The 26,879-nt window shown below is 74.4% G+C and carries 25 protein-coding genes; 16 read left to right on the top strand and 9 right to left on the bottom strand.

Going from position 1 to position 26,879, the window contains the following annotated elements:
• Positions 1-51 precede the first annotated feature (51 nt).
• From ND486_RS19110 to ND486_RS19100, 3 genes are all read right to left on the bottom strand, one after another.
• The gene (locus ND486_RS19110) at positions 52-2,667 is read right to left on the bottom strand and encodes a glycoside hydrolase family 78 protein (RefSeq protein ID WP_251785577.1); all 2,616 of its coding nucleotides are present in this window, start codon (positions 2,665-2,667) and stop codon (positions 52-54) included.
• Positions 2,664-3,947 (bottom strand): MFS transporter, encoded by a 1,284-nt coding sequence (locus tag ND486_RS19105; protein WP_251785576.1) that lies wholly within the window; start codon positions 3,945-3,947, stop codon positions 2,664-2,666. Before ND486_RS19105 ends, ND486_RS19110 begins: the two co-directional genes overlap by 4 nt.
• Positions 3,948-4,118: 171 nt before the next feature.
• Complete coding sequence (locus tag ND486_RS19100) at positions 4,119-5,144, bottom strand: LacI family DNA-binding transcriptional regulator (RefSeq protein WP_251785575.1); 1,026 nt, start codon at positions 5,142-5,144, stop codon at positions 4,119-4,121.
• Positions 5,145-5,447: 303 nt separating this feature from the next.
• On the opposite strand from ND486_RS19100, the gene ND486_RS19095 reads away from it, so the two are divergent.
• From ND486_RS19095 to ND486_RS19085, 3 genes are all read left to right on the top strand, one after another.
• Positions 5,448-6,974, top strand: a complete 1,527-nt coding sequence (locus ND486_RS19095; protein WP_374231495.1) for a Re/Si-specific NAD(P)(+) transhydrogenase subunit alpha — start codon at positions 5,448-5,450, stop codon at positions 6,972-6,974.
• 3 nt (positions 6,975-6,977) lie between these two features.
• A complete protein-coding gene (gene pntB / locus ND486_RS19090; RefSeq protein ID WP_208819884.1) occupies positions 6,978-8,387 on the top strand; it encodes a Re/Si-specific NAD(P)(+) transhydrogenase subunit beta in 1,410 nt (469 codons plus the stop codon).
• 94 nt (positions 8,388-8,481) lie between these two features.
• Entirely contained in the window at positions 8,482-8,631 is a 150-nt protein-coding gene (locus ND486_RS19085) for a hypothetical protein (protein WP_161151901.1), read from the top strand.
• Between the two features lie 126 nt (positions 8,632-8,757).
• Here the strand turns inward: ND486_RS19085 and ND486_RS19080 are convergent, their stop codons facing one another.
• Positions 8,758-9,189: an ATP-binding protein gene (locus tag ND486_RS19080; protein WP_285898944.1), complete on the bottom strand. Its 432-nt coding sequence runs from the start codon at positions 9,187-9,189 to the stop codon at positions 8,758-8,760.
• Positions 9,190-9,345: 156 nt separating this feature from the next.
• Here ND486_RS19080 and ND486_RS19075 point away from each other — a divergent pair, with 156 nt between their 5' ends.
• From ND486_RS19075 to ND486_RS19045, 7 genes are all read left to right on the top strand, one after another.
• Positions 9,346-10,296: an RNA polymerase sigma factor SigF gene (locus ND486_RS19075; protein ID WP_251785572.1), complete on the top strand. Its 951-nt coding sequence runs from the start codon at positions 9,346-9,348 to the stop codon at positions 10,294-10,296.
• 290 nt (positions 10,297-10,586) lie between these two features.
• A complete protein-coding gene (locus ND486_RS19070; RefSeq protein ID WP_251785571.1) occupies positions 10,587-11,291 on the top strand; it encodes a hypothetical protein in 705 nt (234 codons plus the stop codon).
• Between the two features lie 128 nt (positions 11,292-11,419).
• On the top strand, positions 11,420-12,154 hold the full coding sequence (locus ND486_RS19065) for an energy-coupling factor ABC transporter permease (RefSeq protein WP_178374221.1): 735 nt from the start codon (positions 11,420-11,422) through the stop codon (positions 12,152-12,154).
• Positions 12,151-12,441, top strand: a complete 291-nt coding sequence (locus tag ND486_RS19060; RefSeq protein ID WP_062400669.1) for an energy-coupling factor ABC transporter substrate-binding protein — start codon at positions 12,151-12,153, stop codon at positions 12,439-12,441. Before ND486_RS19065 ends, ND486_RS19060 begins: the two co-directional genes overlap by 4 nt.
• On the top strand, positions 12,441-13,172 hold the full coding sequence (gene cbiQ, locus ND486_RS19055; RefSeq protein ID WP_251785570.1) for a cobalt ECF transporter T component CbiQ: 732 nt from the start codon (positions 12,441-12,443) through the stop codon (positions 13,170-13,172). The genes ND486_RS19060 and cbiQ overlap by 1 nt, the downstream gene beginning before the upstream one ends.
• Entirely contained in the window at positions 13,169-14,017 is an 849-nt protein-coding gene (locus ND486_RS19050; protein WP_251785569.1) for an energy-coupling factor ABC transporter ATP-binding protein, read from the top strand. The genes cbiQ and ND486_RS19050 overlap by 4 nt, the downstream gene beginning before the upstream one ends.
• A 5-nt stretch (positions 14,018-14,022) precedes the next feature.
• Positions 14,023-14,856 (top strand): SAM-dependent methyltransferase, encoded by an 834-nt coding sequence (locus tag ND486_RS19045; protein ID WP_251785568.1) that lies wholly within the window; start codon positions 14,023-14,025, stop codon positions 14,854-14,856.
• A gap of 6 nt (positions 14,857-14,862) precedes the next feature.
• On the opposite strand, the gene ND486_RS19040 is transcribed toward ND486_RS19045, so the two are convergent.
• Positions 14,863-15,678, bottom strand: a complete 816-nt coding sequence (locus ND486_RS19040; RefSeq protein WP_251785567.1) for a crotonase/enoyl-CoA hydratase family protein — start codon at positions 15,676-15,678, stop codon at positions 14,863-14,865.
• A gap of 79 nt (positions 15,679-15,757) precedes the next feature.
• Between ND486_RS19040 and ND486_RS19035 the strand changes: the two genes are divergently transcribed.
• Entirely contained in the window at positions 15,758-16,987 is a 1,230-nt protein-coding gene (locus ND486_RS19035) for an MFS transporter (RefSeq protein ID WP_251785566.1), read from the top strand.
• Between the two features lie 9 nt (positions 16,988-16,996).
• Positions 16,997-17,785, top strand: a complete 789-nt coding sequence (locus ND486_RS19030; RefSeq protein WP_161152886.1) for an RNA methyltransferase — start codon at positions 16,997-16,999, stop codon at positions 17,783-17,785.
• On the opposite strand, the gene ND486_RS19025 is transcribed toward ND486_RS19030, so the two are convergent.
• A complete protein-coding gene (locus ND486_RS19025; RefSeq protein WP_251785565.1) occupies positions 17,773-19,359 on the bottom strand; it encodes an AMP-binding protein in 1,587 nt (528 codons plus the stop codon). The genes ND486_RS19030 and ND486_RS19025 overlap by 13 nt on opposite strands.
• Positions 19,360-19,472: 113 nt before the next feature.
• The gene (locus ND486_RS19020; protein ID WP_251785564.1) at positions 19,473-20,681 is read right to left on the bottom strand and encodes an MFS transporter; all 1,209 of its coding nucleotides are present in this window, start codon (positions 20,679-20,681) and stop codon (positions 19,473-19,475) included.
• Positions 20,682-20,726: 45 nt separating this feature from the next.
• Here ND486_RS19020 and ND486_RS19015 point away from each other — a divergent pair, with 45 nt between their 5' ends.
• Positions 20,727-21,932, top strand: coding sequence for an ROK family transcriptional regulator (locus ND486_RS19015; RefSeq protein WP_251785563.1), 1,206 nt, complete (start codon positions 20,727-20,729; stop codon positions 21,930-21,932).
• A gap of 10 nt (positions 21,933-21,942) precedes the next feature.
• Here ND486_RS19015 and ND486_RS19010 read toward each other — a convergent pair whose 3' ends face one another.
• A complete protein-coding gene (locus ND486_RS19010; RefSeq protein ID WP_251785562.1) occupies positions 21,943-23,679 on the bottom strand; it encodes a pyruvate dehydrogenase in 1,737 nt (578 codons plus the stop codon).
• Between the two features lie 195 nt (positions 23,680-23,874).
• On the opposite strand from ND486_RS19010, the gene ND486_RS19005 reads away from it, so the two are divergent.
• Entirely contained in the window at positions 23,875-24,030 is a 156-nt protein-coding gene (locus tag ND486_RS19005; RefSeq protein ID WP_251785561.1) for a hypothetical protein, read from the top strand.
• Between the two features lie 128 nt (positions 24,031-24,158).
• Here the strand turns inward: ND486_RS19005 and ND486_RS19000 are convergent, their stop codons facing one another.
• Positions 24,159-25,046, bottom strand: a complete 888-nt coding sequence (locus ND486_RS19000) for a 3-keto-5-aminohexanoate cleavage protein (RefSeq protein ID WP_251785560.1) — start codon at positions 25,044-25,046, stop codon at positions 24,159-24,161.
• 62 nt (positions 25,047-25,108) lie between these two features.
• Between ND486_RS19000 and aroQ the strand changes: the two genes are divergently transcribed.
• Both aroQ and ND486_RS18990 read left to right on the top strand, forming a co-directional pair.
• Positions 25,109-25,708, top strand: coding sequence for a gamma subclass chorismate mutase AroQ (aroQ, locus tag ND486_RS18995; RefSeq protein ID WP_251785559.1), 600 nt, complete (start codon positions 25,109-25,111; stop codon positions 25,706-25,708).
• 98 nt (positions 25,709-25,806) lie between these two features.
• Positions 25,807-26,853, top strand: a complete 1,047-nt coding sequence (locus ND486_RS18990) for a leucyl aminopeptidase (protein WP_251785558.1) — start codon at positions 25,807-25,809, stop codon at positions 26,851-26,853.
• Positions 26,854-26,879: the final 26 nt, after the last annotated feature.

Raw genomic sequence — 26,879 nt, 5'->3', positions numbered from 1 at the left:
ACGTATCAACCATGGGCGACGGAGTGAACCGCGCGCGGTGTCACGCGGTGCTCAGGCGGCGGGGCACGTGTGGGTCGCCTGTCCCGGGCCGAGTTCGACGACCGTGCCGTCCGGCAGCTCGAGCCGGGCGGTGGAGCCGGTGGGCACCACCGTGGTCACGCTGAGCGTGCCCTCCTCGATCCGCCAGGCGACGGCGACGCGACCGTAGGGGCTCCGGTGCTCGGCGCGTGCCCAGCTCAGGCCCCCGCCCGGGCGCGGGGCGAAGCGGACCGCGCGCCAGCCCGGTGCCGCCGCCTCGATCCCGGCCACGGTCGTGTGCAGCCAGTGCGCGACGGCCCCCAGCGCGTAGTGGTTGAACGAGGTCATCTCGCCGGGGTTCACCGTGCCGTCCGGGCACAGGCTGTCCCAGCGCTCCCACACCGTGGTCGCGCCCCGGGTGACCGGGTACAGCCAGGACGGGCACTCGGTCTGGCCGAGCAGCCGGTACGCCGTGTCGAGCGAGCCCGTCGCCGTCAGGGCCGCGGTGACCAGCGGCGTGCCGACGAAGCCGGTCGCGATCCGGTGGCCCGCCTCCTCGACCAGTGCGCGCAGCCGCCGGCCCGCCGTCGCGAGCTGGACGGGGTCGTCCGTCAGCCCGAACGCGACGACGAGCGCGTAGCCCGTCTGGGACTCCTGGGCGAGCCTGCCCTCCGGGGAGAGGTACCGGTCGCGGACCGCTGCCCGCACCTCGCGCGCCAGCGCGCGGTAGCCGGTGGCGTCGTCTTCCCGGCCGAGCACGGTCGCGATCTCGGCGAGACGGCCCGCGGACCGGGCCAGGTAGGCGCTCGCGACCAGGTCCGGGTCGGTCGTCGCGGCGAACGGGTCGTCCGGGGGAGCGGCCGGGTCCAGCCAGTCCCCGAGCTGGAAGTCCCCGGTCCAGAGCCGGTCCGGGCCCGCCCGGTCGGCCACCAGGTCGACCCAGCGCCGCGCGGAGTCCCACTGCCTGCGCAGGATCTCGCTGTCGCCCGAGGCGTGGAACACGTCCCACGGGGTCAGCACGCCGGCGTCCCCCCACGCGGCTCCTGGCCGGGGTGGCGTCCACCGCTCCCCGGTCGGGACCACCGGCACGAACCACGGCACGGTGCCGTCGTCGAGCTGCTCGATCGCCAGGTCCCGCAACCAGGAGGACAGCATCCCCGTGGTCTCGTACAGGAAGGTGGCGGTCGGCGCGAAGACCTGGATGTCCCCGGTCCAGCCGAGGCGCTCGTCGCGCTGCGGGCAGTCGGTCGGGACGTCGACGAAGTTGCCCTGCATCGACCGCACGACGTTGTCGTGCAACGTGGTGACGTCGGGGTCCGAGCAGGCGAAGGTGCCGGTCCGGTCCATGTCGCTGTGCAGCACGTGCGCCCTCAGCTCGAGGGTGTCGAGCACCCCGGGCGGCGCCGTGACCTCCGCGTAGCGGAAGCCGTGGTAGGTGAAACGGGGCTCCCACGTCGCCGGTCCGCCCGCGAACACGTAGACGTCGGTGGCGCGGGCGGTGCGCAGCGGACGGGTGTACAGCTCGCCGTCCTGCAGCACCTCGGCGTGCCGGATCCGCAGCACGTCGCCCGCGCCGCCGGTGGCACGCACGGCGAACCGGCCCGCCAGGTTGCGGCCCATGTCGACCACCAGCCGGTCGGGCGCGCGCCGCTCCAGCGTGACCGGCGCGCACTCCTCGGTGCACCGGACCGGCGGCCCGTCCGGCGCCGCGAGCGTGGCGGGGTCGCGGTGGCCGAGGGCGACGGGCAGCCAGCCTGCGTCGTCGAATCCGGACCGGGACCAGCCCGGTCGCTCGTCCCGCGCGTCGTAGGTCTCGCCGTCGTAGAGGCCGGAGACCACGATCGGGCTCGGTGCGGCCCGCCAGGCCGCGTCCGTGGCCACCACGTCCCGCTCGCCGTCCGCGTACTCGATCTCGAGCTGTGCGATCAGGGAGAGGTCGGTGCCGTAGAGGTTGCGGTGGCCGCCGCGGAAGCCCAGTCGGCCCCGGTACCACCCGTCGCCGAGGAGCCCGCCGATCGCGTTGGCCCCCGGGACGAGCAGGTCCGTCACGTCGTGGGTGAGGTAGCGGAGCCGGGTGGCGTAGGGCGACCACCCGGGGGAGAGCACGTCCGTCCCGACCCGGTACCCGTTGACCTCCAGCTCGTGCAGGCCGTGCGAGGTGACGTACACCCGAGCGGCGACGACCTCCGCCCGCACGGTGAAGTCCCGTCGTACGAGAGCGGGCCGGCGGTCGGAGTCGGGGTCCTCGTCGGCGGGCGACCCGACCGGCACGGCGACCCAGTCGGCCGCCGCGAGGCCGCGCTCGACGGGCTCGGGCCCGCTCCACGGGGAGAACCCGCCGTCGACGCCCCGCACCCGGACCCGGACGACCGCCCGCTCGCGCGGGAGCAGCGGCCGTCCGGGCCAGGGCCGGTACAGCGAGTCGGTGTCGGCGAACGGGCCGTGGACCTCGACGTCGTCCCCGCGCCGCAGCTCGACCTCGTAGTCCTGCTGCCGCCACCGGGGCGGCGCGAGGACCGCCCACGACAGCCGCGGCCGCTCCTCGCCGATGCCGACGGCCTCCCCGGGCGCGTGGTTCTCCGCCCGGACCGGCCCGACGGCGACCCGGGTGTCGTCCGACGACGCCGTCGGGCCGGTCGCGGCGGTCATCGCCCCGCCGGTTCCGCCGTCTGGGGGGCCGGCTCCTCGGTGCGGTACGCGGGCCTGCCGATCAGGAAGCAGCCGACCACCGCCGCCGCCGCCGCGCACCCCGTCATGATCCAGAGCAGTGCGGACGGGTTCGCCGTCGCGATGGCCGGGGTGACGACCGCGAAGCCGGCGCACAGGAACCGGGACACCGAGTAGGTGAAGCCCTGCACCGTCGCCCGGGCGTTGACCGGGAAGCCCTCCTGGGTCCACACCTTGTACAGGGCCTCGCCGGCGAACGGGTAGGAGAGGTTGAACAGCACCAGGAGCACGATCATCGCGCCGAGGACGCCGCCGCCGGTCAGGGCGCCGACGGCCATGGCCACGATCTGCAGGACCGCGCCGACGTAGAACAGCGGACGGCGCAGCCGGGTGTCCGCGATCCGCACGAACACGAGCCCGATCACCAGCGAGAGCAGCGACGTGGGCAGCGCCAGGCCCGTGACCAGGGTCTGCGACGCGCCCGCGACGGTGCTGAGCAGGAACGCCTTGAACTGGCCCAGGGTGTTCGCCATCAGGTTCCAGAAGATGTAGAACAGGCCGGTCAGCGCCATCGTGCCCACCAGCCGCGGCGAGGTGAACAGCGCGCGGAGCGGCATCGCGGGCTCGGGCTCGTAGCTGCTGCCCGCCCCCATCGCGTCCTCCTCGAGCCTGCGCAGCGTCGGGCTGAACACCCGGGCCGCCCAGGTCACCAGGGCCAGGACCGCGAGGTGCGCGAACAGGATCCGGATCCCGGTCAGCCCGAGGCCCGACACCACGAAGCCGAGGGCGGTGACGGCGACGATGCCGACGCTCCACATGACCTGGGTGAAGGCGACGAGCCTGCCGCGGGCCTCGTCCGGGGCCATCTCCGAGACCACCGCGATGGACGTCGGCAGGTCGGCGCCCGCCGCGAGCCCGCCGATGACGACGCCGGCGATCATGAGTGAGGGGCTCTGCGCGAACAGGATCAGGGAGACGCCGATCGCGTAGACCAGGATGTCGATGTTGAAGACGCGGCGGCGGCCGAACACGTCCGCGATGCGGCCGCCGAACAGGGCGCCCACGGCGATGCTGAAGGTGAGGGCGCCGCTGATGAGTCCGAGCGTCCACGGGTCGAAGCCGAGGCTGTCGCGCCACGTGGTGAGGCTGAGTCCCACCGTGACGAGGATCCCGGCGTCGAGGTAGGAGGCCATCCCCGCGACGGCGGCGAGCCGCCAGAGCCTGCGGTCGATGGGGCTGGCGGTCGTCGATGACCGTGGCATGGCCACTCCGATCAGGAGAATGAAACGTTTCAGAGTGGGTGAAGGGTAGGGGCTGGCGCGACGGGGGTCAAGCCTGTCCCGGGATCCGGGGCCCGCGAGGTCCCCGGAGCGCGGCCGCCGGGGCGCCCGGCGGGACGGCCGGCCGGGCGCCGACGCCCGCCACCGCAGCCGTCAGGAGGCCGACGGATCCGCCGACGGGCGGCGCCCCGGCACCGACCGGGTGGAGTCGCGCAGGACGAGCTCCGGGGTGTGGACGAGGTTCGGCGGGGCACCGTCGGCCGGGCCGTCGAGCAGCAGCGAGACGGCCTCACGGCCGAGGAGGCGGCCGGGCTGGGCGACGGTGGTCAGCGGGACGCTCGCGGTGGCGGCGAAGGCGATGTCGTCGTATCCGACGACGGAGAGCTCGCCGGGCACCGCGACCCCGCGGCGCATGCACGCGTTCAGCACGCCGATCGCGAGCAGGTCGTTGGCACAGAACACCGCGGTGGGCCGTTCGGGCCCGGGGCGCGCGAGGAGCTGGTCGAGGACGGCGTGACCGGCCTCGATCGTGAGCCCGGTGGTCTCGACGACGTCGATCCTGCCGCGCCGGAACGTCGACCGGAGCCCGTGCAGGCGGTCGACGACCTGGCGCAGGGTCATCGGACCGCCCGCGAAGGCGACGTGCTCGTGGCCGGAGTCCGACAGCAGCTCACCCACCAGCTCGCCCCCGCGGATGTTGTCGACGGCGACCGAGGCCAGGCCCGGGGTCGACGGCACCCGGTCGACGAACACGACCGGGGGGTGCCTGCGGCGTCGGGCGAGCAGCTGGGCGCTCAGCGCCTCCTGGACGGGGGAGAGCAGGATGCCGAGCACCTGCTGCTCGGCGAGCCGGTCGAGATGCCGGGCCTCGCGGGCGGGGTCACCACCGCTGTTGCAGACGATGATCTGGGCATCGCGCTCCTCGGCGAGGGACTCGGCCCCGGCGATGATGTCACCGAAGAACGGGTTGGCCACCTCCAGGACGACGACGGCGATCGTCCGGCTCAGCCCGGCCCGCAGCAGCCGGGCGGGCTCGTTGCGGACGAAGCCCAGCTCGTCGATCGCCCGCTCGACCAGCGCACGTCGCTCCGGGCTGACCAGCTCGGGTCGGTTCAGCACGTTGCTGACCGTGCCGAGGGACACCCCGGCGAGCCGGGCGACGTCCTTCATGCTGGGCATCGGCTTCCTCTTCCCCGGGTCCGGCGCACACGGTAGCGATCGGGCTGCGCCGGGGAGGTGTCACCCGTCCCCCGGCGCGATGCGGCCCCCGGACGCGATCTCCGCGCTAGGCTCCCGCCCGTTCCGACATGTACCGCCCTGTCCCGACGACGAGGGCCGGTCCCCGCCTGTGACGCAGTCGTGACTGCACACGCCCGGTTCCGGCATTACCTTCCGAAAGGCCCGCGACCAGCGTGAGCGACGAAGCGCGCGCGAGATCGAGGAGAGTGCATGAGCGACAGCCCTGACCCGTCGGGACCGGCGATGCGGATCGGTGTGGCCGCGGAGGCGGAGCCCGAGACCCGCGTGGCGATGAGCCCCGAGACGGTCGCGAAGGTCGTCGGCCTCGGTTACGCCGTCACGGTCGAGTCCGGGGCGGGTGCCCGTGCCGGGTTCACCGACGAGGCGTACGCCGAGGCCGGTGCCGACGTCGTCGACGGTCCCGTCTGGGACACCGACATCGTGGTGCGGATCAACGCCCCGCAGCCCGACGAGATCGGCAAGCTGCGCGAGGGGTCCGTGCTGATCGCCATGCTCGCGCCGCGCTTCGAGGCCGAGCGGACCGAGGCGCTCACCGCCCAGGGCGTCACCGCACTGTCGATGGACGCGGTGCCGCGGATCTCGCGGGCCCAGTCGATGGACGTGCTGTCGTCGATGGCCAACATCGCGGGCTACCGGGCGGTGATCGAGGCGGCCCACGTGTTCGGCCGGTTCTTCACCGGTCAGGTCACCGCGGCGGGCAAGGTCCCGCCGGCGAAGGTGCTCGTGGCCGGGGCGGGCGTCGCCGGGCTCGCCGCCATCGCCGCGGCCAACAGCCTCGGCGCGGTCGTGCGGGCCACCGACCCGCGCTCCGAGGTCGCCGACCAGGTGCGGTCGCTCGGCGGCGAGTACCTGGCGGTCGAGGTGGAGCAGGAGGCCTCCACCGACGGCTACGCCAAGGCCACCTCGGCGGACTACGACAAGCGCGCGGCCGAGATCTACTCCGAGCAGGCCGCGGACTGCGACATCATCATCACCACCGCGCTGATCCCGGGGCGCCCCGCGCCCAAGCTGATCACCGCCGCGGACGTGGCGTCCATGCGCCCGGGCAGCGTGGTCGTCGACATGGCGGCCTCGCAGGGCGGCAACGTCGAGGGCTCGGTGGCGGGGGAGTCGGTCGTCACCGACCACGGTGTCACGATCGTCGGCTACACCGACCTGGCCGCCCGGCTGCCCGCGCAGGCGTCGCAGCTCTACGGCACGAACGTGCTCAACCTGCTCAAGCTCATGACCCCGGAGAAGGACGGGCGGCTCGCGCTCGACCTCGACGACACCGTGGTCCGCGGCATCACCACCGCGCACGCGGGGGAGACGCTCTGGCCGCCGCCCGAGGTCACGGTGAGCGCGGCGCCCGCGGCCCAGCCGGCCGAGGAGCCGAAGGAGAAGGAGCCGGAGAAGCCGCGTTCCCCGTACGCGGGTCTCGCCGCCGGGATCGTCGGCGCGCTGGCGCTGTTCGCGGTCACGGCTCTGGCCCCGGCCGAGCTCGCCGGGCACCTCACGGTGTTCGTGCTGGCGATCGTCATCGGCTTCTACGTCATCGGCAACGTGCACCACGCGCTGCACACGCCGCTGATGTCGGTCACGAACGCGATCTCCGGGATCATCGTCGTCGGCGCGATCCTGCAGATCGGCACGGGCGGCGACGCCCTGGTCATCGGGCTCGCCGCGGTCGCGGTGCTGCTCGCCGCCATCAACATCGTCGGTGGCTTCGCGGTGACCCGCCGCATGCTGCAGATGTTCACGAGGAGCTGAGCCGTGCAGACGTGGACCACTGCGGCGTACCTGATCGCCGCGATCCTGTTCGTGATCAGCCTCGCGGGGCTGTCGAGGCACGAGACATCGCGCTCCGGTGTGCTGTTCGGCATCGCCGGCATGACGATCGCGCTGGTCGCCACGGCCGTCGTCGCGCTCGGCCAGGCGTCCGGGCTGGGCGTCGCCCTGCTGCTGGTCGCCGTCGTCGTCGGCGGGGCGATCGGGCTCTGGCGGGCCCGCGTCGTCGAGATGACGGGGATGCCCGAGCTCATCGCGCTCATGCACAGCTTCGTCGGCCTCGCCGCGGTGCTGGTCGGCTGGAACGGCTTCCTCGAGGTCGAGTCCGGTCACCTGCAGCTCGAGGGCTCGCTGCTGGGCATCCACCACGCCGAGGTCGCCGTCGGCGTCTTCATCGGCGCGGTGACCTTCACCGGCTCGGTGGTCGCCTACCTGAAGCTGTCGGCGAAGATCAAGTCGGCGCCGCTGATGCTGCCCGGCAAGAACGTCCTCAACCTCGGCGCGCTCGTGGCGTTCGCGGTGCTGACGGTCGTCTTCGTCCTCTCGCCGCAGATGTGGATCCTGGCCGTGCTCACGGTGCTGGCGCTGCTGCTCGGCCTGCACCTGGTCGCCTCGATCGGCGGCGGTGACATGCCGGTCGTGGTGTCGATGCTGAACTCGTACTCCGGCTGGGCCGCCGCGGCGGCGGGCTTCCTCCTCGGCAACGACCTGCTGATCATCACCGGCGCGCTCGTCGGGTCCTCCGGTGCCTACCTGTCCTACATCATGTGCAAGGCGATGAACCGGTCGTTCGTCTCGGTCATCGCCGGTGGCTTCGGCGCCACCTCCTCGGCGGCCGCCGCGGTGGAGGGTGAGCACCGCGAGGTCGACGCCGACGGCGTCGCCGAGCTGCTCGCGAACGCCGAGAGCGTCGTGATCACCCCCGGCTACGGGATGGCGGTCGCCCAGGCCCAGTACCCGGTGGCGGAGCTGACCCGCTCACTGCGCGACGCCGGCGTGAACGTGCGCTTCGGCGTCCACCCCGTCGCGGGGCGGCTCCCCGGGCACATGAACGTGCTCCTCGCCGAGGCCCAGGTGCCCTACGACATCGTCCTGGAGATGGACGAGATCAACGACGACCTCGCCGAGACCGACGTCGTGCTGGTGATCGGCGCCAACGACACGGTCAACCCGGCCGCGTCGGAGGACCCGGGCTCACCGATCGCCGGGATGCCGGTGCTGCGGGTGTGGGACGCCAAGGACGTGATCGTGTTCAAGCGGTCGATGGCCACCGGCTACGCGGGAGTGCAGAACCCGCTGTTCTTCCGCGACAACACCCAGATGCTGTTCGGCGACGCCAAGGAGCGCGTGCAGGACATCCTGTCCTCGATCAAGAGCCTCACGAAGACGGGCTGACCGGCGGGCGACTTCACCCGGGCGGGGCGCAGGTGTTACCGAGCCGACTCCTGCGCTCCGCTTGCCCGGAACGTCCGGTGGGCACTCTGTGTCCATGAGTGAGAGCAGCACGCAGCACGCGAACACGACCTGGCCCCACCCCGAGAGCGAGCAGGCCCGCCACGACGGGCGCTACACCCCGGTCGCCCGCGCGGGACACCGCGGACACCGGTCCGACGACCCGTCCGCCTCCATGCGGGACTGACCACCGCACCACCACGCCCGGTCCGCAGCCGGATCGGGCCCGATGAGAACCGGTCGCCGTCACCCGCCCTCGGGCGTGGGGTGCGGCGACCCTGTCGTTGCAGGGGTCCCCGGGCGCGGGGACGGGTCAGGACGCCGGGACGCAGAGCCCCGGACAGCGGCCGATCCGCCCCTGGAACGAGACGGTGGTCCCGTCGGGACCCGGCACCACCCGTACGTCCTCCGCGACCGCCTCGATCATCCCGATGCCCCGTCCGCGGTGGCCGGGGTCGGTGGGCGGGTCGCGCCAGCGCCCGCGGTCGCTGACCTCCATCCGCACCCGGTACCCCTCGGCGTCACCGCGCAGCAGGACCGTCGCGTCCCCGCCCGGGCCGGTGGCCCCGTAGGCGTGCTCGATGCAGTTGGAGACGGCCTCGTTCACCGCGAGGACGAGATCCTGCACGGTCGGACACTGTTCGTCGGTCCCGCACAGCGACGCGAGCCACCTCCCGGTCTCCCGGCGGGAGCGACCTGCCGACCCGGGTTCGACGGGCAGCTCGACACGCAGAGTCGGGGACATGGGAGAGCAGTACCCACCAGGTCGCCGTGCAACTCATCGGAGTGACCGTCGATCGACAGTCGACCAGGTCACGCGACGTTCGACATGCGGGCCCGCGCCACCCGGCCTACCGTCGGTCGGTGATGACAGTCGATCATCGCCGGCCGCGGAGACGGCATGGCTGAGCCGAGCACGGACGCCGAGGGAGCCGAGGCGTCGCGGGCCGACGACACGGTGGGGGACCCGGTGGACGGCACGAGCGGGCACGTCGGGACCGTGCACACCGGTCCCGGGCACCCCGTGGACGAGGCCGCCGGGAACGCCCACGAGATCGTGGACGCCCGTCCCGACGAGTACGCCCACCTCCTCGCGCCCCTGCACGCCTTCGCCGCCGCCGGACCCGACGACCCGGAGCGGGAGCGGCTGCGCTCGGAGCTGGCGAGGGGCTTCCACCCGGTGGTCCGGCACATCGCCGGGCGCTACCGGCACCGCGGCGAGCCCGTCGAGGACCTGGAGCAGGTCGGCACGATCGGGCTGATCAACGCGCTGGACCGGTTCGACCCGGGCCAGGGGACCCCGTTCCTGGCCTACGCCGTCCCCACGATCACCGGGGAGATCCGCCGGTACTTCCGCGACCGCACCTGGTCGATGCGTGTGCCGCGGCGGCTCAAGGACATCCAGAGCCGCATGACCCGCGCCCAGGAGGAGCTGGCCTCGCGGCACGGCCGTGCCCCCCGGGTCTCCGAGCTCGCCGAGCACCTCGGCATCAGCCGCGAGGAGGTCATCGAGGGGCTGCAGGCCCAGGACTCCTACCGGTCGGACTCGCTCGACCAGCTCGTCGGCGACACCGACAACCCGCTCGGCGAGATCGTCGGGGGCATCGATGCCGGGATGGACGCGGTCGAGGCCCGCGAGTCGCTGCGTCCCGCGTTGCGCAAGCTCCCCGAGCGGGAGCGGACCATCCTCATGCTGCGGTTCTTCGGCAACCAGACCCAGACCCAGATCGCCGCCCAGGTCGGGCTCTCGCAGATGCACGTGTCGCGGCTGCTCGCCCGGACCCTGGTGACCCTGCGCGAGCACCTCGCCGACGAGCCGACCCACCACGACGGGGTCCCCGAGGCCGGCTGACGCCCGCCCGCTACGACGACCGGGTGGCCGTGGTGGTCCGACCGGGGCAACCGGACCGGTCCGGATCCCCTCGCCGTCACCTGCGCGTTTCGCCACCGGCCTCCCGGGGCACCCTGTCGTGTTCCGCGCACGCCGTCGTCCGTCCACCGGGCCACGGTGTCGCGCATACCGAGACATCAGCGAGACCGTCGTCCCGCGACCCGTCACCCGCGCCTCCACGGCCGGTCGGTGCTCCCACCGACCGGTCCCGCGCCGTGCCGCCGGTCGCGACGACAGGAGAGGAACCGGGTATGGCCGTGCAGGAGAAGACGTTCGCCACCGAGCGTGACGGCAAGCAGGCGGAGCGCTCGGCGGCCGCGGCCGCCGGGCGCGCCGAGGTGGCGGCCGCCAGGGCGGAGCGGGCCGCCGCGACAGCGCAGCAGGCCGCGCTGACCGCGGCCGGTGCCGCCGGCTCGGCCCGGGAGGCCGGGACGTCGGGCCCGTCGGCGAAGGATGCGAAGGCAGGGAAGAAGGCCGACGCGAAGAAGGGCAAGAAGGACAGGAAGAGCGGCCGGAAGGCCGTCGAGGCCGCGAAGGCCGACACGAAGAAGGCCCGCCGCAAGGAGGAGAAGGACGCCGAGAAGGCCGTCCGCGCCGCCGAGAAGGCCGAGAAGAAGGCCCGCAAGCAGGCGAAGGCCGAGCGGGCCGAGCAGGAGAAGGCCGCGGCCGCGGAGAAGAAGGCCGCCCGGAAGGCCAAGGCCGCGCGGCTGGAGAAGGTCGCCAAGCGCGACGCCGCCGCGAAGGCGGAGAAGAAGGCCCGCAGGCTGGCGAAGGAGCAGGTCGTCGCCGGCCGGCCGGGCAGTGGGGTCGGTACGCCCGAGACCACGCCCGCCGAGCGGGAGAACCGACGTCGCGAGGCCGAGCAGGAGGCGGCCCGGCTGGCCGCCGCGGCCGAGCACAAGGCCACCGCCGAGCGCCCCGCCGAGGTGCACCACACCAACGGCCTGCGCCTCTGACGGCACACCGCAGCCACCGGCGACGCCCGGACCCGGCCGGGTCCGGGCGTCGCCGTGTGTCAGAGCCTGCACACCTGACCGGATGTTCAGGCTTGCACGATCGAACGACGTGGCCGTAGCGTTCGCCCGTGCACATCGCCGAGGGGTATCTGCCGCCGCTGCACGCGGCGGCCTGGACCGTCGTCGCCGCGCCGTTCGTCGTGCACGGCGCCCGCGCCGTGGTGCGCCGCGTGCGGGAGGACCCGGACACCAAGCTGCTGCTCGCCGCGGCGGGCGCGTTCACCTTCGTCCTCTCGGCGCTCAAGATCCCGTCGGTGACCGGGTCGTCGTCGCACCCGACCGGAACAGGGCTGGGCGCGGTGCTGTTCCGACCACCGGTGATGGCCCTGCTCGGGACGGTGGTGCTGTTCTTCCAGGCCGTCCTGCTCGCCCACGGCGGGCTCACCACGCTCGGCGCCAACGCCTTCTCGATGGCGATCGCCGGGCCGTGGATCGCCTACGGCGCCTACGTCGTGGTCCGCAGGATCGGGGGCTCGCTGGGGCCCGCGGTGTTCGCCGCGGCCTTCCTCGGTGACCTCGGTACCTACACGATCACCAGCGCGCAGCTCGCGCTCGCGTTCCCCGACCCCACCTCCGGGTTCGGCGGAGCGTTCGTCACCTTCGCCTCGATCTTCTCGATCACGCAGATCCCGCTGGCCGTGGCCGAGGGGCTGCTGACCGTGCTCGTCGTGCGGCTGCTCGTGCGCATCACCCCGGACGAGCTGCGCCGCCTCGGCGTGCTGCGCCCGGCCGCGGGCACCGACACCGGCGGCCCCGCCCCGGCCGCGACCGCGCAGGGCCCGGAGAAGGAGGCGTCGGCGTGAGCCGCTCGACCGTCGTGAACATCCTGCTGGTCGTCGCCGTCGTCGCGTTGTTCGCGGTGCCGGTGCTGTTCGTGCCCGGCGAGTACGCCGGGTCCGACGGCCAGGCGGGCGAGGCCATCGAGGCCACCGGCTACCAGCCGTGGTTCAGCCCGGTGTGGGAGCCGCCGTCGGGCGAGATCGAGTCCGGCATCTTCGCGATGCAGGCCGCGGCCGGCGCGGGCGTGCTCGGCTACTGCATCGGCGTCGCCCGCACCCGCAGCCGGGAGAAGGCCGCCCGGCAGAGCTGATGCTGCTGATCGACGAGACCGCCCACGCCAACCGCTGGCGATCCCGGCACCCCGGGGAGAAGGCGTTCCTCGCCCTGGGGCTGCTGCTGCTCGCCGTCGCGCTCCCACCGTGGCCGGGGGCCGTGCTGACCGGTACCGCGGCGCTGGCGCTGCTGCTGGGCGGGGCCCGGGTGCCGTGGCGCACCGCGTTGCGGCTGCTCGCGCTGCCCCTCGGGTTCGTGATCGTGGGGGCGCTGCCCCTGCTGGTGACCGTGGGCGGGGACCCGTGGCTCGCGCTCGCGCCGGGCGGACCGGCCCGGGCGGCCGCGCTCGTCGGACGCTCGCTGGCGGCGGTGTCCTGCCTGATCCTCTTCGCCGCGACGACGCCGCTCGCCGACACCCTGCCCCGGCTGCGGTGGGTGCCGCCGGCCGTCCTGGAGATCACCCTGCTCGTCTACCGGATGCTGTTCCTGTTGCTGGACTCGCTGACCGCGGTCCGGGAGGCCCAGTCCCTCCGGATGGGATTCCGGACGCGGCGGACCACCTTCCGGTCGCTGGCCGGGCAGGGCGGGGCCGTGTTCGTCCGCGCCTTCGACCGTGCCCGCCGCCTCGAGGCCGGCCTCGCCTCCCGCGGCTACGACGGCTCGCTGCGCGTCCGGGTACCCGCCCGCACCGTCTCGCCCGCCTTCGTCGCGGCGAGCACGGTGCTGCTCGTCGCCGTGCCCGTACTGGCCCTGGCGGTCGTCCCGTGACCGCGGTCCTGGAGGCCCGCGGGCTGGTCTTCGCCTACCCGGACGGCCCGGTCGTGCTCGACGGGGCGGACCTCGTCGTCGACCCGGGGCGCAGGCTCGCGGTGCTCGGCCCCAACGGCGGCGGCAAGACCACCCTGTTCCGGCTGCTGCTCGGGCTGCTCGCCCCGTCGGCCGGGCAGGTCCTGCTCGACGGCGAGCCGGTCCGCCGCACCCGCCGCGGGCTGCTGCGGCTGCGCGAGTCCGCCCAGCTCGTCCTGCAGGACCCCGACGACCAGCTGTTCTCCGCCGACGTCGCGCAGGACGTGTCGTTCGGCCCGCTCAACCTCGGTCTCGACGAGACCGAGGTCGACGCCCGGGTGCACGACGCGCTGTCCGCCGTCGGCATCGCCGACCTCGCCGACCGGCCGACGCACCGGCTGTCGTTCGGGCAGCGCAAGCGGGTCGCGATCGCCGGGGCACTCGCCGTCCGGCCCCGGGTGCTGGTGCTCGACGAGCCGACCGCGGGCCTGGACCCGGCCGGGGTGGAGGAGCTCGTCGTCGTGCTGGCGGACCTGCAGCGCGCCGGGACCGCGGTCGTGCTGTCCACACACGACGTCGACCTCGCCCACCGCTGGGCCGACGACGTCGCCGTCGTCGCGCGCGGGCGCGTCCGGCGCGGCCCGGCCGCGGAGGTCCTCGGCGACGCCGCGCTGCTCTCCGACGCCCGGCTCGGTCCGGCCTGGGCGCCCGCGGTCGCGCGGCTGCTCGCGCTGGCGGGCCACCCCGGCGTCGCCCCCGGCACCGCGGCGGAGCTGCACGATGTCCTGTCGGGACTTGCGACCCGGGAGACACCGGCGAGAGGGTGACGCCCATGACCGTCCCGGAGCCCGTTCCCGACCCGGTGGACGAGATCGACCTGACGCTCCCCAACCCGGCCCGCGTCTACGACTACATGCTCGGCGGCGCCCACAACTTCGCCACCGACCGGGAGTTCGCCGAGCGTGTGCTCGCCGCCCTGCCCGACACCCGGGAGGTCGCGCTCGCCAACCGGGCCTTCCTCGGCCGGGCCGTGCGGGCCTGCCTGGACCGCGGGGTGCGCCAGTTCCTCGACCTCGGGTCCGGCATCCCGACCGCCGAGCCGGTGCACGAGATCGCCCATCGCGCCGACCCCGCGGCGCGCGTGGCCTACATCGACGTCGAGCCGGTGTCGGTCGCGATGAGCCGCCAGATCCTGACCGGTGTGGACGGTGCCTCGATCACCGCCGCCGACCTCACCGACGCCGGGGCCGTGCTCGCCGCGCCGGGTGTCGCGGGCCTGCTCGACCCGGCCGAGCCGGTCGCCGTGCTCGCGGTGTCGGTGCTGCACTTCGTCCGCGACGACGACCTGCTCGGCGCCCTGTTCGACCGCTACGTGACGGCGTTCGGGCCCGGCAGCATGCTCGTCGTGTCGCACGGCAGCACCGACGTCGACGACCCGCACACCGCCGAGCGGATGCGCACCATCGAGCGGTTCACCCGGGACACCGCGCAGCCGGCGCGCTCCCGCGACCGCGCCCTGCTGCGCCGGCTGTTCGTCGACCGGCCCGGGCACCGGCTGGAGCTGCTGGAACCGGGCCTGGTCGACGTCAGCGACTGGCGGGCCGAGGACGGGCAGCCACCCGCAGGGATGTACGCGGTCGTCGGGGAGGTCGTCGGGCGACGGTAGGGCGGGTCAGTTCCGGTAGACGCCCTCGCGCTTCTCCATGAACGCGCTGACTGCCTCGGTCAGGTCGGCCGAGACCAGCTGGCCGCCGTTCCAGGTGGCGATCTGGTCGAGCCCGTCGGCGACCGAGTGGTCGCGGGCGTAGGTGATCGCGTGCTTGGTGCCGCGCAGGGCCAGCGGCGACTTCGCGGCCAGCGACGCGGCCAGCTCGGCGACGCCCGCCTCCAGCGCGTCGGCGTCGGCGTACACGCCGTTGACCAGGCGCAGCTCCTTCGCCTCGGTGCCCGACACCGGCCGGCAGGTGTAGGCCATCTCGCGGGCCACACCCTCGCCGACGATCCGCGGCAGCCGCTGCAGCACGCCGACGTCGGCGGCCAGGCCCATGTCGACCTCCTTCAGCACGAACGACGCGTCGGCGGTCGCGTAGCGCAGGTCGCAGGCGACGGCCAGGTCCAGGCCTGCCCCGAGGCAGACGCCCTGGATCGCGGCGACGACCGGCTTCCGGCAGCGCTCGATCGCGGTGAGGCAGTCCTGCAGGTCGAGGATGGTGCGGCGCAGCGCGTCGGCGCCGTGCCCCACCGAGTCGTCCGACGCGGTCTCGCGCAGCCCGCCCAGCATCGACACGTCGATGCCCGAGCAGAAGTGCCGCCCGTTGCCGCTGATCACCACGACCCGCACGGCGGGGTCGGCGTCCAGCTCGCGCACCGCGTCGCGCAGCCCGAACCACATCGGCTCGTGCAGCGCGTTCGCCGCCTTCGGGCGGTCCAGGCGCAGCCGCGCGACCCCGTCCGCCACCTCGACCGCGATCCCCGTCGGTTCACCCATGTCGCGTCACTCCGTCCTCGTCGCCGGTCCTCGCTGCGGAGGCTACCGGTAGGTAACCCCCGGCTGGCAGGATGCGACGGTGCGGCAGGGAGGCCGGGGGGACCGGACGTGGCTCGCGGCCTGCGGGCTGTTGTTCGCGACGGCCTTCGGCACGAACGTCCCGACCCCGCTGCTGCTGGTCTACCGGGCCGAGCTCGATCTGTCGGCGAGCACGCTCGCCGCGATCTTCGGGGTGTACGCGCTCGGGCTGGCGCCGTCGCTGCTGCTGGGCGGGCCGGCGTCGGACCGGTTCGGGCGGGTGCGGGTGCTGCTGCCGGTCGCCGCCGGGGTCGCCGGGGCGTCGCTGCTGTTCCTCGGCGGGGCGTCGGCGCTGTGGCTGCTGTTCGCGGCCCGGTTCCTGCAGGGGCTGGCGTCGGGTGCGGTGTTCTCGGTGGGCAGCGCCTGGCTGCAGGACCTCGCCGGGCCGGACGGCGCGCCGCGGGCCGCGCGGGCGGCGTCGGTCGCCCAGACGGCCGGCTTCTGCCTCGGGCCGCTGACCTCCGGGCTGCTCGCGACCTCCGGGCCGCTGCCGCTCGCCCTGCCCTACCTCGTGCACGTGGCCCTGGTGGTGGTGGCGGTCGCCGCGGTGCTCGCCACCGTCGGGACGGGGACCCGCCCGGCCGGGCCGCCGTCCCGCGGCCTGCTGCCCCGGCCGGGCCTGACCCCGGCCGCGCGGCGGGTGTTCGTGCGGGTGGTCGTGCCGACCGCGGTGTGCGTGTACGCGTTCCCGTCGGTCGCGGTGACCGTGCTGCCGCTGCTGCTGCCCGGGATCTCCGGCGCGGTCGCGTTCACCGGGCTGCTCGCCGCGCTGACCCTGGGCACCGGGACGCTGGTGCAGCCCTTCGCGCACCGCCTCGGCCGCCGCACCGGGCCCGCCGGGGCCGGGCTGGGCGCCCTCGGGGCCGCCGCCGCGACGGTCACCGCGCTGCTCGCGCCGCCCGGACCGGCCGCGGTCGCGGGTGTCGCGGTGGCCGGGGTGCTGTTCGGCGCGGGCGGCGGGCTCTGCCTCAACGCCGGGCTCACCCGCGTCGGCCGGCTGGCGCCGGCGTCCGGGCGGGGCGCGGTGAACGGGCTGTTCTACACCGCCGCCTACTCCGGGTTCGCCGCGCCGTGGCTGGCCACCGCATTCGTCGCGACGACGGCGCTCGCCGCCCCGCTGGCGGTGCTCGCCGCCGCGGCCGCGATCACCGCCGGGTGGCTCGCGGTCCGCTCCGGAGACCCGGACGGGGCACCCGGTCCCGGCCGGTCCCCGGACGCCCCGCCGTCCTAGGCTCGTCGGGTGCCCGACCTGACCAGTACCGCCAACCCGCGTGTCAAGAACCTGGTCCGGCTGCGCACCCGCCGCCACCGCGACGCGGCGGCCGTCACCGTGATCGAGGGGCACGACGAGCTGGCGCTCGCGCTCGACGCCGGCGTCGAGCCGACCGAGGTGTACTGGGCGCCGGACCTCGTGCGGTCGGACGCGCTGCTGGCCCGGATGCCGTCGGCGCGGGTGTTCTCGGTGACCCGCGAGGTGTTCGCCCGGATCGCCTACCGCGAGTCCCCGGACGGCTGGCTCGCCGTGGCCCCGGCCCCCGGCCGCCCGCTCGACGAGCTGGACCTCGGCCCGGACCCGCTCGTGCTCGTCGCCGAGGGTGTCGAGAAGCCCGGCAACGTCGGGGCGATGCTGCGCACCGCCGAGGCGTGCGGGGTGGACGCGGTGGTGATCGCGACCCCGGAGCGCGGTGGCACCGACTTCGCCAACCCCAACGTGGTGCGGGCGTCGAAGGGGACGGTGTTCGCGGTGCCGGTCGCGTCCGCGTCCACCGCCGAGGTCCTCGACTGGCTCGACCGGCGCGGCATCGCCACCCTCGTCACCACCCCGGCCGGGACGACCGGGCTCGCCGGCACCGACCTGACCGGGCCGACCGCGCTGGTCATCGGGACCGAGGCCACCGGGGTGACCGACGCGTGGCTCGACCGGGCCGACGCCACGGTGGTCATCCCGATGCGCGGGCGGGTCAACTCGCTCAACGCCTCGATCGCCGCGGCCGTGGTGCTCTACGAGGCGGTCCGTCAGCGCGGCTGACCGACGAGCTCGGCGCGCAGCCGCTTCTTGTCGGTCTTGCCGATCCCGGTCAGCGGGATCCGCTCGACGAACTCCACGGTGTCCGGCACGTACATCGCGCCGGCGCGGTCGGCGACCAGGCCGGTCAGCTCGTCCGGGCTCGGCGCCGGGGAGTCGGTGACGACGGCGGCGTGCACGGTCTCGGTGCCGTCGTCGTCGGGCACCCCGAAGACCGCGGCGTGCCGGACGGCCGGGTGCTCCATGAGCAGGTCCTCCAGCTCGGAGGTGTACACGTGCCCGCCCACGACGACGATCATGTCCTTGACCCGGTCGAGCAGGTGCAGGTAGCCGTCGGCGTCCTGGCGGGCGACGTCGCCGGTCCGCACCCACCCGTCGACGACGGTGGCGGCGGTCAGCTCCGGCTGCTTCCAGTAGCCGTCCATCTCCATGCCGGTGTGCACCCACAGCTCACCGCGCCCGCCCGGGGCGACGGGGCGGCCGTCGACGTCGGTGATCGCGATCGTGGTGGTGGGGATCGGCCGCCCGACGGTGCCGAGCAGGTCGGGGTTCCGGTGCTCCTCGGCGGTGAGCACGCTGATCCCGCCGGCCTCGGTCTGGCCGTAGAACTGGGTGAACACCGGGCCGATCCGGCGCAGCGCCTCGGCGATGCGCCGCGGGTTGGCGGGGGCACCGCCGTAGACCAGCGACCGCAGCGACGACAGGTCGGTCCGGTCCAGGTCGGGGTGGTCGAGCAGGCGGTAGATCAGCGGCGGCAGCAGGAAGCCGTGGGTGATGCGCTCCCGCTCGACGGCGGCGAGGTAGGCGCCGGGCTCGAAGCCGTCCTGCAGGACGACGGTGCCGCCGTCGGTGAGGGTGCGGTCGGCGAGCGACCCGCCGACGTGGGCGACCGGCGTGGCGACGAGCAGGCGCGCGCCGGTGTCGCCGCTGCCGAACCCGCCTGTCCCGCGGCGCATCGCGGCACCGCGACGGTGGTGGTCGAAGGTGTAGGTGATGCCCTTCGGGTGGCCGGTGGTGCCGCCGGTGTGCCGGATCTGCTCGATGGCGTCCGGCCGGGCGCGGCCCCGGACCGGCTCGGTGGACGCCGTCGCGGCCTCGGCCGTCACGTCGGTGTCGGTGCCGTGCGGGCCGAGCCAGAGCACGTCGACGCCGGGGACCAGCGCGAGGACGGGCTCGGCGGCCGCCGCGGCGTCGGCGTCGGCGAGGACGAGCGGCGCCTCGACGTCGTCGACGATGCGGGCCTGCGCGGCGGCGGACAGGCCCTCGTGCGGCTGGGCGATGCCCGCCCCGAGCAGCGTCACCGCGAGCCGCGCGACGACCGCCTCGGGCGTGTTGCCGGCCAGCAGCGCCACGACCCGGCCCGGCTCGACCCGGCCGTCGAGGGCCTGGGCGAGCCGGTGCACGGAGTCCACGAGCTCGCCCGCGGTGATCCTGCGGTCGCGGTGCACCAGGGCCTCGCGGCCGCGGTCGGCGGCGAGGGCGTCGAGGAGCTCCTCGACGTCGCTGTGCAGCGCCGCCCCGCTCTGCGTGGCGGCACCGTTGCGCGGCGCGGTGGCGCTGTCCAGATCGGCGGACATGTCCGGGCTCCTCTCGACGGGATCGTTGCTTTACGCAACGATCAACTCGAGGGCAGGCTTCCCGGAGGTGATCTGATCGACACCTCTCGCTTGTGTGACCTACCAGGCGGTCCTCAGGCGGCCAGGGCGAGCTCCTCGCGCCGCTCGGAGCGCTCCATCCGGACCGCCACACCCAACGCGGCCAGCCCCAGCAGCGGCAGCACGGTGGCGACCGCGGCGGGCGCGGTCCAGCCCCATCCGGCGGCCAGGACCAGGGCGCCCAGCGCGGCCCCGAGGGCGTTGGACACGTTGAACGCGGCGTGGTGCAGTGCCGCGCCCAGGGTCGGACCCTCGCGACCGGCGTCCATCAGCCGGGTCGCCAGGGCCGGGGTGGTCGCGGTGGTGGTGAACGCCAGTGCGAACAGCGTGATCAGCGCGAACACCGGCGAGGACGCGGTGAGTGCGAACAGGGCCATCGACACCGCGGCGGCGGCGAGCCCCGAGGCGATCGTGCGGACCGGCGCAGCCTCGGCGAGCCGGCCGCCGACCTGGTTGCCCAGCGTCATGCCGAGCCCGAACACGGCCAGTGCGAGCGGCACGGCCGCGGTGGCGAGCCCGGACACCTCGGTGAGCACCGGGGTGATGTAGCTGTACACGGCGAACGAGCCGCCGAACCCGGTCGCGATGACCGCCATCGTGATCCAGACCTGGCCGCGGCGCAGCGCCGACAGCTCACCCAGCACCGAGCCGCGGCGCTCGTCGCGGACGTCGGGGACCAGTCGCCAGACGGCCAGCATCGTGAGCGCCGCGACGGCGCCGACGGTCAGGTAGGCCGCCGGCCAGCCCGCGTTCTGCCCGAGCCAGGTCGCGCCCGGGACCCCGACGATGTTGGCGATCATCAGCCCGCTCATCACCGTCGCGATCGCCCGCGGCCGCCGCTCGCGGGGGACCAGGGAGGCGGCGAGCACCGAGGCCGTGCCGAAGTAGGCGCCGTGCGGCAGCCCGGCCAGGAACCGGGTGGCGACGAAGGTGCCGAACGTCGGGGCGAACGCCGACAGCACGTTGGTCACCGCCAGCGCGCCCGCCAGGGCCAGGACGAGGTGCTTGCGGGGCCACCGCGCGCCGAGCACGGCGAGCACCGGCGCGCCGACGACGACGCCGAGCGCGTAGGCGCTGATGGCCGTGCCGGCCTGCGGCACGGTGGCGCCGAGGTCGGCGGCGAAGGCCGGCAGCAGGCCCATCGAGGCGAACTCGGTGGTGCCGATGGCCAGACCGCCGAGGGCCATCGCGGCGAGCGCGGGCCCGGTGGTGGAAGACTGGGACGAGGTGAGAGCCTTTTTCATCGTGACACGAGGATAAATCTCGGGAGGCCGGAGGTGTCAAACCGGATGACGTCGATGTCGGCCGGTTCACGTTCCGGCACGGATGCGCCCGGGCGCGCCGAGACCGACCGCTGGCGCGCCACCGCCGAGGTCCTGGACGAGGTCCGCCGCGAACCCGGCCTCACCCGCGTCGAGCTCGCCCGGCGGCTGCGCCTGGCCAGCGGCTCGGCCACCGAGATCGCGGCCCGGCTGCGCGACCTCGGCTGGGTCACCGAGGAGCGCGCCCCCTGCGGCGGGCGCGGGCGACCGACCACGACCCTGACGCCCAACCCGGACGGGCCGGGCGTCGTCGCCGTCGACGTGCGGTTCGAGGGCTGGCGGGCCGGGTTCGCCGGGCTCGACGGGGCCCCGGTCGCGGTGCGCTCGGGGCGGCACCGCCGTCGCGACCCCGACGCCGTCGCCGCGGAGCTGGCCGGGGTGGTCGGTCAGCTGGTCGCGGACGCGCCCGGACCGGTCGTGGCGGTCGGGATCGGGGTCGCGGCGACCGTCGTCGACGAGTACCTGGCCGAGACGGGCGGCGGGCAGGGCTGGAGCCCGCTCGACGTGCGCCGGATCGGCGCCGGGCTGGGCCTGCCCGTGCTGGTCGGCAACGACGCGAACCTGGCCGGGGTCGCCGAGGTCCGGGACGGGGCCGCGGCCGGCGCGGGCACCGCGCTGTTCCTCACCGTCGAGGTGGGCATCGGCGGTGCGCTGCTGCTCGGGGGGCGGGCCCAGACCGGCGCCCGCGGCGCGGCGGGGGAACTGGGGCACCTGCCCTTCGGCGATCCGGCCGCCCGGTGCGCCTGCGGTGCCCGCGGCTGCTGGACCACCGGTGTCGACGGCCGGGCGCTCGCCCGGATGCTGGGCGAGCCGGAGCCGGACGCCCCCTACAGCTACGCCCGCGCGGTGCTCGACCGTGCCGCGGCGGGTGAGCCCGGACCGTCGGCCGCGGTCACGGGCGCGTCGGCGGCACTGGCCCGCGGCGTCGCCGGGCTGGTCAACGCGCACGACCCGGAGGTCGTCGTGCTGGCCGGGCTCGGGCCCGCGCTGCGGGCCGCGGCGCCCGAGGCGTTCGCCGTCGCCTACGACGCCGGGCTGATGGCCTTCCGCCGCGCCGCCGCGCCGCCGGTGCACGACGACGCGCACGGCGAGGACGGCGTGCTCCGGGGTGCCGCCGCGATCGCGCTCGACCACGCGGTCTCGGCCCCCGGGCTCGCCGCCCGCGCCGGCTGACCCGCCCCGCTCAGGGCCGGGGGATCGACCGCAGGTTGCTGCGCGCCAGCTCGACCATCTTCCCGACGCCGCCGTCGAGCACCGTGCGGGTCGCGGCGAGTGCGAATCCGCGGACCTGCGCGGCGGTGATGTGCGGCGGGATGGACAGTGCGTTCGGGTCGGTGCGCACGTCGACCAGGGCCGGACCGCGGTGGTCCAGCGCCCGGCGCAGCGCGGCGCGCACGTCGGACGGGTCGTCGACGGCCTCGGCGTACAGCCCGGCGGCGCGGGCGATCCCGGCCAGGTCGGCCGGGCCGTGGTCGGTCTGGAACGACGGGTAGCCCGCCACCATCATCTCCAGCCGGATCATGCCCAGCGACCCGTTGTTGAACGCGACGACGGTGAGCGGCAGGTCGTGCTCGGCCGCGGTCAGCAGCTCGCCGAGCAGCATCGTCAGCCCGCCGTCGCCGGACAGCGACACCACCTGCCGGTCCGGGTACGCGAACTGGGCGCCGATCGCGTGCGGCAGGGCGTTCGCCATCGTCCCGTGCCGGTAGGAGCCGATGATCCGGCGCCGGCCGTTGGGGGACAGGTAGCGGGCCGCCCACACGTTGCACATGCCGGTGTCGACGGTGGCGACGGCGTCGTCGGCCATCTCCTCGTCGAGGACCGCCGCGACGTGCTCGGGGTGGATCGGGCGCAGGTCGGAGACCTTGCGGGTGTAGGCGCCGACCACCTTCTCCAGCGCCTCGGCGTGCCTGCGCAGCATCCGGTCCAGGAAGGAGCGGTCGGTCTTCTCCGCGATCCGCGGCAGCAGCGCGTCCAGGGTGGACGCGGCGTCGCCGTGCACACCCAGCTCCAGCAGCGTGCGACGCCCGAGGCGCGCGGGGTCGGTGTCGATCTGCACGGTCCGCGCCTGCGGCAGGAACGAGTCGTAGGGGAAGTCGGTGCCGATCAGGACGAGCAGGTCGGCCTCGTGCGTCGCCTCGTAGCAGGCGCCGTAGCCGAGCAGCCCGGACATGCCGACGTCGTGGGCGTTGTCGTACTGGATCCACTCCTTGCCGCGCAGCGAGTGGCCGATCGGCGCCTTCACCTTCTCGGCGAGGGCGAGCACCTGCTCGCGGGCGTGCTCGATCCCGGCGCCGACGAACAGCGTCACGGTGTCCGCGGCGTCGACGAGCCGGGCCAGCTCGGCCACCTGGTCCTCCGACGGCGCCACGACGCCGGTGGGCGGGGACAGGTGCGAGGTGCCGGTGTCGTTCGGGGCGTCGAGCGCGCTGACGTCGCCGGGCAGGACCAGCACCGCCACGTCGGACTCGGCGAGCGCGGTCTGCATCGCGATCCGATGCATCCGGGGCATCTGCTCGGGCCGCGAGATCAGCTCGCAGTACGCCGAGCACTCGGTGAACAGCCGCTCCGGGTGGGTCTCCTGGAAGTAGCCGGTGCCGATCTGGACCGAGGGGATGTGCGAGGCGATCGCCAGCACCGGCGCACCGGTGCGGTGGGCGTCCATCAGGCCCTGGATCAGGTGCGTGTTGCCGGGGCCGCAGCTGCCGGCACAGACGGCGAGCCGCCCGGTGAGCTGGGCCTCCGCGGCGGCCGCGAGCGCGGCGGCCTCCTCGTTGTGCACGTGCACCCACCGGATGCGGCCGTCGCGGCGGATCGCGTCCGCGATCGGGTTGAGGCTGTCACCGACCAGGCCGTAGATCCGTTCGACGCCGGCCTGGTGCAGCAGCTCGATCATCTGGTCGGCCACGGTGCGGCCCATGTGGTCCTCCTCGCGCTCGGGTGCGAGGGCCGTGTTCCCCTCCGGTGGCGGCCCGAACCGTTCCGGCGTGTGACGGTCCCCGCGCACCGTCCGGCGCACGGCAGGTCACGACTCGAACATCGGAATCGATTCCCGCGCTGCGGAATCCCCCGGACGTGAGTACTTTCCCCTCACATTCCTGGGAGGGGACACGAAATGATCATTCTCGGTCTGATCCTGCTGCTGGTGGGCTATTTCGCCGGCATCCAGCTCCTTTACTATCTCGGCGGTCTCCTGGTGGTCATCGGTGTGGTCCTGTTGATCCTGGGAGCGATCGGACGGCCGGTGGGCGGGCGGAAAGCCTGGTTCTGACCGGGCCGGCCGGAACCGGCCGCGGACATCCGCGGACCGGGTGACGGCCGGCGTCGTCGAATTCTCTGCGGGGGTGCGTGTCCGGGTCGACCGGAAACGCGCCCCCGCGGTGTGTCACGGCGAAAGGATCACCCGCGGGGCCGGATTCCGAGAATGTCGCGGGCGGCCGCGGGGGAGGCCGGTGTCGCGCCCACCCGGTCCAGCACGCGCAGGGCACCGTCGAGCAGCTCCCGGTTCGACGGCGCCGTGCCCCGGCCGTCGTCGAAGTCCTCCAGGCCGACCCGCAGGTGCCCGCCGCGGCGCACCGCCAGCTCGGCCAGCCCGGAGGCGACGACGTCACCGCCCAGCACGGCCACCGACCACGGCAGGCCCGAGGGCTCCAGCAGTTCCAGGTAGGCCTCCAGCGCGGCGGGCGTCGGCGGCAGCCCGAACTGCAGCCGGTCGGCGAAGTACAGCTTCACGATCGCCCCCGGCGGGACCCTCCCGTGCCGGTGCAGGGTCAGCGTGGTGCGCAGGAACCCCGGCTCGAAGATCGAGATGCTCGGGGCGGCGCCCAGCTCGGCGGTGCGGGCGAACATGTACTCGGTGTCGGCGAAGGAGTTCTGGTACGGCTCCGGCGCCGCCGCGTCCGGGCAGGTGCCGTCGTCGAGCAGGCCGACGTTGACCGAGCCGGGGTCGACCAGTGTCATGTGTCCGCGCCGGCCCAGCTCCTCGACGTGCGCCCACCGCCGGGTCACCGGGATGTCGCGGGCCCCGGCCGCCATCGTCGGGTAGAGCAGTGCGTCGGGGTGCGCGGCCAGGACCGGGTCCCAGGCCGCCAGGTACGGCTCGACGGCGTGCACCCCGTCGACGGTGAACATCGGCTCGTCGTTGTGGTGGTGCACGATCGCCGCGCCCGCGTCGAGCACGTCGACGGCCTGGTCGGCCACCTCCGCCGGGGTGCGGGGCACGCGCGGGTTGCGCTCCCGCGTCGTCGTGCCGTTCAGCGCCACTTCCAGGATGACCGCGGTGTCCACGCCCGCCAGCATCGCCGCAGGCGGCGGTGGGGCGCGACCGCTGCGGTCGTAGGCTCGCCGCTGTGATCGGCACACGCGGTACCGCACTGGCCGGGTCGCTCCTGGTCCTGGGACTGCTGGCCGGGTGCGGCGACCAGCCCCTCCCGCTGACCGAGGGGCCGCCCGGCGCGTCCCCGGCCGACGGGCTCATCCGGGTCGTGCAGCTGTCCGCGCAGCGCGCCCAGGTCTCCGACCAGGTCGCCGCGGCGAAGTTCGGGACCGGGGCGGCCGTCACCGACCCGGCGCGGGAGGCGGCCGTCGTCGCGCAGGCGCGGGCGGACGCGACCCGCGACGGCGTCGACCCCGACTGGACGGCCCGGATCGTCGCCGACCAGATCGCGGCGAGCACCCAGGTGCAGAACGACCTGATCCGGCAGTGGACCGACCGGCCCGACACGCGTCCGGTGCAGCGGCCCGAGCTGGCCCGGGTGCGGCCGCAGCTCGACCGGATCGGCGACGAGCTCGTGGCCGCCCTGAAGCTGGCCGGACCGGCACGGGCGAACGAGGAGTGCCCGTCGACCCTGGCCCAGGCCGCGGTCGAGCAGGCGCAGGGGCTCGACGAGGTCCACCGCAACGCCCTCGGGCGGTCGCTGAAGTCCGTCTGCGACGGCGCCCCCGGCTGATCCGCCCCGTGTGACGGTGCCGTTTCCGCTCGTCCGAAGGTCTTGCGTATCCGGATAGTACGTGCTCGGATTAATAGGACGAGACACGGAGGTGCGCGATGGACCAGAACCTGTTCAACGACATCTGCCTGCAGCAGCTGACGCTGTCGGGCGTGCACGAGGGGGAGACGGTCGTCGTGCTCACCCGGGGCGCGGAACGGACCGAGTACGCCGACGCGTTCCTCTGGGCGATCCAGAAGCTGGGCGCGACCGGCTACCACATGCGGCTGCCGTCGCCGGCGAGCGCGGGCGGCGCCTGGGCGGTCGGCGACTCCGGCCTGGGGAACATCCCCCTGGCCGTGGACGCCCTCAAGGCCGCGGACATGGTCGTGGACTGCACGTTCCTGCTGTTCAGCGCCGAGCAGTTCGCCATCCAGGACGCGGGCACCCGCATCCTCACCGCGGTCGAGCCGCCCGAGCTGCTGGCCCGGCTGATGCCGACCACCGAGCTGCGCGAGCGCGTCGAGACCGGCGCGGAGCTGCTGGCCAAGGCCTCGACCATGCGGATCACCAGCCCGCACGGCACCGACGTGACCTACCAGCTCGGCATGTACCCGACGCTGAGCGAGTACGGCTACACCGACACCCCCGGTCGCTGGGACCACTGGCCCGCGGCGTTCGTGTTCACCGGCGGTTCCGACGACGGTGTCGACGGGAAGATCGTCCTCGCCCCCGGGGACGTGCTGCTGCCGTTCAACACCTACGTGCAGACCCCGGTGGAGATCACCATCGAGCAGGGCTTCATCCGCGACATCCGCGGCGGCGCCGGCTCCTCCGGTCTCGACGCGGACCTGCTCCGCTCCTACATCGAGTCCTTCGACGACCCGCGCGGCTACGGCATGAGCCACGTCGGCTGGGGCCTCGACGAGCGCGCCCACTGGCACGGCCTGACCCAGTTCGGCGGCGGCATGGGCATGGAGCTGCGCAGCTTCTACGGCAACGTCATGTTCTCCATCGGCCCGAACAACGAGCTCGGCGGCCCGAACGACACCGCCTGTCACTTCGACATCCCGATGCGCGGCAACTCCCTGTTCCTCGACGACGAGCTGATCGTCGACGCCGGCGAGCTGACCGTTCCCGAGATGAGGCCGGTGAACCGCCGATGAGCGGAGACCGCCCCCGCGACCATCAC

This window comes from Pseudonocardia sp. DR1-2 (genome assembly GCF_023717215.1).
GTDB lineage: Bacteria > Actinomycetota > Actinomycetes > Mycobacteriales > Pseudonocardiaceae > Pseudonocardia > Pseudonocardia alni.
Note: the sequence above shows the minus strand (reverse complement) of the source record. Positions and strands in the feature narration are given on the sequence as shown.